Origin of the sequence: Moorena sp. SIO2C4, assembly GCF_010672485.1 — a bacterium.
GTDB lineage: Bacteria > Cyanobacteriota > Cyanobacteriia > Cyanobacteriales > Coleofasciculaceae > Moorena > Moorena producens.
The window spans coordinates 1-4,133 of sequence record NZ_JAAHGN010000682.1; the positions used below are offsets into that span (position 1 = coordinate 1).

Consider the following 4,133-nt stretch of genomic DNA (forward strand, 5'->3'; position numbering starts at 1 on the left):
TCTTAGATCTTCAGTTGGATCTCTATTGTGGCATCCCATACCAAGTCAGCAAAGACTTTACGCGAGCGTGAACTACCCCAACCTACTACGTAGAGGTTGGGGCTTCCAGTTTCACGGAAGAACGCCTTAGCTTAGACGGACGCCCTCGCTTTGGTCTTACTTCTTCTCCACTGGCGTTGACCTCCCCCGTCCCAGAGGAGGATAGCATTCTGATACCTTCTGCTCTAATATTCTTGGCCGCATTACGGTCTCTATCGTGATGAGTGCCACAACTTGGACAAATCCAAGATCTTACATCTAGCGGCAACTCTTTGATTCGGTAATGACAATTAGAGCAGGTTTTAGAGCTGGGAAACCACCGATCTATCTCGACCAGTACTTTTCCTTCTTTTTCGCATTTATAAGAGAGGAAATTTACAAAAGTTCCCCAACTCAGATCAGATATTGCTTTAGCTAATTTATGGTTACGAACCATGCCCTTGACATTTAGGTTTTCAACTACCACTACCTGGTTCTGGTCTACGATTTTCCTAGATAGTTTATGAAGGTAGTCTTGGCGGACATTTCCAATACGTTCATATACCTTAGCTACAATCTTTCTAGCTTTCCTTCGCCCGCTACTTCCTTTTTTTTTGCGGGCAGCAATACGTTGTTTCCTAGTTAGCTTCTTTTCGTATTTAGCTAAATGTTTAGGATTTCCAAATTTAGAAGTCTTTTCGCCATCGTAGGTGATCGCAAAATCCTTGATACCCAAATCAATACCAATTACTTTCCCTTCCTTAAATAGTTTCACATCTGTTAATTCGTATTCTATCAAAACAGAAGCGTAATACTTACCAGAAGGGTCTCTGCTGACTGTTACAGTTTTGATATCCCCGTCTAGTGGCCGATGAATTCTTGCCTTGACAGTTCCTAGCTTTCCAGGGAACTTAAGGCAGTTACCCACTTGTTTGACATTTTGAGGGTACTGAATTGATTGGCGATGATGATATGACTTGAATCTAGGATATTTTGCTCTGCCTTCAAAAAAATTCTGATATGCACGACTAAGGTTGAGACTTACAGATTGTAATACCTGGGAGTAACAGTCCTTTAGCCATTCAGTCTCTTTTTGTTTTTTGAGTTTTGGCAGCATGGAATTGAGCGCAGATTGTTTTAGTCCTTTTCCAGTTGCCTTGTAAGTTTCTATGCACTGATTTAGTCCATAGTTCCACCACCAGCGAGCGCATCCAAAATGCTGAGCTAATATTTGAACTTGCTCTTGTGTGGGATAAATTCTTACTTTGATGGCTTTATGTCTCACTGCACTCAACCTTATTATCGACCTCTATTACTATTATAGAGATTTCGCAGTAAGGCGTCAACCTTTGCAGTAAAATTCCTGAGTCGCTATCCATCCTAGAGACGCGCGCCTTAGTAGAGTGGAGCCTTAATCAAACAGTTTTAACCCTTTTTCCCATAGCCGACCAACCATAAAGGCTCCACTCTACTTACGGTAACTTCAACACCCTGTAAGAGGGTGGGGAATTCCGCTATTTTTATTAAAAGCACAAGGAATAGCTAGGGTTAGCTTGAAGCCGACACTTACCTGTTCGGATAAGCTTCATATTGTATCACCAATCGATTGCAGGCACCGATAAGAATAGCTTATCTCTAGATAAAACTTCCAAATATAACATAATCCTTTACATACAAAAAGTATTCTTAACATTATGTTACATTAAAAGTAACACTATGTCATGTTGGCGCGGCTGCCAGCTATGGATACCCCAATGGATACTAATGAGCTTCTAGAGCGTTATTCAGCAGGTGAGAGGGATTTCCGTGGAGTAGATCTCCAGCAAATCAACCTCAGTGAAGTCAATCTTACTGGAGTAATTTTCAGACGAGTCAACCTAGCTGATGCCAACCTGAGTCTCGCGGTTTTACAGGAAGTCAACCTGAATCAGGCAAATCTGACTGGAGCGAAACTGTGGCGAACTAATTTGAAAAAAACCTCTCTGGTGGAGGCTAACTTGAGTCAGGCATTTATGATTCGGGCGAATCTCACTAGAGTAAACCTGCGCCAAGCCATTCTAACCCGAGCCGATTTAAGATTAACCATTCTTCAGGATACCGATTTGCGAGGAGCCAATTTAACCAGGGCAGACCTGCGCTACGCTGACTTAAGAGGGGCTAACTTGACTGGTGCTTGTCTGCACCAGGCAGACTTGACTAGGGCAAATCTGTGTGATGCTGACCTTTCTCAAGCAAACTTGAGTGGAGCAATTTTGAGTCAGGTAGATTTGAGACGGGTTACTCTCTCAAATGTAGATTTGGGTCAAGCTGAGCTTTCTGGGGCAACGGTACCAGATCAACTGACTAGTGAATATTCAAAATTCCAAAAGCTAACAGCTAACAACTAATAAATAATCCCTTGATCAAAAGGGTTGGTTTGATCACAAGGGTTGGTTTGATCACAAAGGTTTGTTGAGGTAAAACTATCCCCCTCATGAGTGGAGTGGGACTAATTAGGGAGGGATTTCTAGGTGAACAATCCGAATTCGTTACTGGGAGATTTACGGCAAGAGTTACCACATCTGCGCTGCCAAATGTACTTCAAATCTTCCTTGACAGCTCTTTCTCATGCCATGGAAGACCTCGTGCTAGCAGTGGATGACTCTCCCTTGGTGATTGCCAATTTCCAGCATGAGAAGTTTTATCGTCAGGAAGTCCACCGCTATCAGCGAATTGCCCAACGTACAAACCAAGTTTATGTGTTGGCGGCACCAGAATCCGAGTCTGGCTTTGCTGTGGTTGAAGAATCCTTAGAAACTATCCCCTTAGGCCCAAATGATGGTCTTGCCCAAGAGTGGCACCTGGTGATTTTGGCGCAGAAGTATACAGCTTGCCTAATTTGTCGAGAACAACTGACACCAGCAATTTCCATGGATCAGGCGCGCAGGTTTGAGGGATTTTGGTCCTTTGACCCCCGAGTTACCATTCATGCTGCTCGATTGTTACTCGGACGGATTGCTAGTTATCGACCAGAACTAGCCCCAAAAGTGGAGCAGGTATGGCAGCACTATGGTTTGACTACAGAAGTCCCAGAGCAAACATTGTTGCTGACCAGTGCAGGGATTGATATTAGTATTTTTGCCCAGCGGCTAGTAACTTATCTGCAAGCGAGTCAATATAAGCTCCTGAAAGCTTATCGAGTCCTGACCACCAAAGAAAGCAAGGAGCGTCTGATTAATACTATCACCGCCACCATCCGTCGCTCCCTCAATCCCCAAGATGTTCTAGCAGCGACAGTAAAGGAGTTAGGAAACACCTTTAATTCTTGCCGTTGCCTGCTTTATCGCTGTAGTCCTAGTGACCAGCAAGCAAAAATTGAGTATGAATCGGTTGCTACTGGTTTACCGTCCCTAACCGGACAAATGTGGTCGTTAGCAGATAATCCTCTGATTCAAGTCGCTCTAGCTCAGGAACGAGCCATTGCCATTGCTGATGTCACTAAGGCCCCCAATTTACACAATAATCTAGCTCTCAGGACAACTATTCAAGGTTGGCAGATTCGATCTTGGTTACTGGTACCAATACACTATCAAGGAACACTGCTGGGGATGCTGGAACTTCACCATGGCGGTTCGGAACCCTATAGATGGCTCGAAGACGATATTGATTTAGTAGAAGCGATCGCAACTCAAGCTGGGGTAGCCTTGAATCAAGCCCAAGCTTATACTGACTTAACTGAACTCCATAACCAACTAGAAGCCCTAGAACGAACCCGCAATAATCTGATTGCTATCGTTGGTCATGAATTACGAACTCCCTTATCAACTATCCGAGTTTGCCTAGAAAGTTTAGAGAGTGAACCAGAAATGCCAACGGAGTTTCGGGAAACTATGCTTGATACGGCGTTAACCGATGCCGAGCGCATGCGTAAACTGATTCAAGATTTTCTCACTCTCTCTAAGTTAGAAAGTGGTCAGACCTGTCGTTACCCGGAATCAATCCAGATTATAGAAGTCTTAGACTTGGCTCTTTCTGCTCTGAGATCGATTTGGTCACCAGAGACTCTACCAGAAATCAACGTTAAACTACCCTCTGTCTTACCTACAGTCTTAGCAGATGGTGAAGGGTTGGTAGAA

The 4,133-nt window shown here is 43.9% G+C and carries 3 protein-coding genes; 2 read left to right on the forward strand and 1 reads right to left on the reverse strand.

Translation table 11 applies throughout. The features are described 5' to 3' along the window. Positions 1–85: 85 nt before the first annotated feature. A complete protein-coding gene (locus F6K20_RS27110; protein WP_044492011.1) occupies positions 86–1,303 on the reverse strand; it encodes an RNA-guided endonuclease InsQ/TnpB family protein in 1,218 nt (405 codons plus the stop codon). A 436-nt stretch (positions 1,304–1,739) separates the two neighbouring features. Between F6K20_RS27110 and F6K20_RS27115 the strand changes: the two genes are divergently transcribed. Continuing rightward, the gene (locus F6K20_RS27115) at positions 1,740–2,405 is read left to right on the forward strand and encodes a pentapeptide repeat-containing protein (RefSeq protein ID WP_008178389.1); all 666 of its coding nucleotides are present in this window, start codon (positions 1,740–1,742) and stop codon (positions 2,403–2,405) included. Positions 2,406–2,528: 123 nt separating this feature from the next. Next, positions 2,529–4,133 (forward strand): DICT sensory domain-containing protein (locus F6K20_RS27120; RefSeq protein ID WP_287296711.1); only part of this gene is annotated, 1,605 nt, incomplete at its 3' end.

Coding starts and splice junctions, on each gene's coding strand:
- F6K20_RS27115 (WP_008178389.1), top strand. CDS start 1,740: ATGTTGGCGCGGCTGCCAGCTATGGATACCCCAATGGATACTAATGAG.